Annotated in this window: 1 protein-coding gene; it reads right to left on the bottom strand. The window is 35.3% G+C overall.

The annotated features are described in order from the left end of the window. Positions 1 to 539: 539 nt before the first annotated feature. Positions 540 to 1,055, bottom strand: coding sequence for a hypothetical protein (locus tag RM529_RS17435; protein ID WP_311486010.1), 516 nt, complete (start codon positions 1,053 to 1,055; stop codon positions 540 to 542). Positions 1,056 to 1,152 lie beyond the last annotated feature (97 nt).

Raw genomic sequence — 1,152 nt, forward strand, 5'->3', positions numbered from 1 at the left:
AGCTGACGGTCATTATCCCTCTCATATTCCGAAACATCACGTGTAAAAAGTAAGGTGCGGTGATCAATTGACAAATCTATACCTCCCAGGGCACCGTCTATACCAGAAATAACTTTTGAGCTACATCACCAGTGGCATTTACGCTATACAGGCTGCCAAAGTTTAAATATATGAGGGAAATTCCATCAATAGCTCATGAAAATTCTATCTTTTCAAGATTGTAGCCATTTACAGGAATTCGGAAGTAACCTGAAATTCGTTAGATCTATCAAGATTATAATAAACAGAAGGTTTCGCCACCAACTTTTCTAAGGAATTCTATTTTGCTTAGTGCATTTTTAGAAGAATAAGTTAAAGCTCGTACGCAGGCCTTGAGTAGCCCCCCGGTAATATTTTTTCCAGCCCACAATGTCGTAAATATACTGTTAGAATCATTTATATTGATAACCGCCTCAACTTCAGAATTAAGATCTGAGAGTATAAAGGCATCCATCCAGAATAAAGAACAGAGAGAGAAACTTCCCTAACATTAATACCATCTATTGGTAACTTCTTATAATTAGAGATTTATAATCTCCAGCAACCTTAAATTCGAGTTTATTAGTAATAGAATTTGTACCGTATTTCTCTACATGGAGATCATTTCCTTGTTGTTCTAAATTTAAGATAGCAGATTGTGATGGCACAGAAGTAAAATCAAAGAGATTATTGTAATTGCCCCTCTGTTGAACATTATAACTGACATTGTTTGCCAACACCTTCATTTGCATATCGTTTGAGCTTCCCTGCTGTCGCAGATCCATCCTCACATTTTCAGAGGAAACAGCAGTGTTTACAATATTCGCATCTCCTACCTGACTTATAAAGACTTCGGAATTATTTCTTACAGATGAGGATTTAGCTTCCGCAGAAAAAGTTTTCATCGCCTCTGAAGTAATGAAAAGCAATTCTTCTTTTTCAAAACCAACTTCTGAAAGATTTACAGGAGCATTCTGCGCAGAAGCCAGACAAGAAAACATAGAAAGGAATAAAAGTAAGAGAGGTCTTTCTTTCATAAAAATCATATTAAATTTAGAAAGGATGTGTTTATATTATCCACCCTCCTAAGATAATCAATTTTATCAATAAATCTAATTAGTCGACCCTTAGAAA

Source organism: Autumnicola edwardsiae (assembly GCF_031846505.1).
Taxonomy (GTDB): domain Bacteria; phylum Bacteroidota; class Bacteroidia; order Flavobacteriales; family Flavobacteriaceae; genus Autumnicola; species Autumnicola edwardsiae.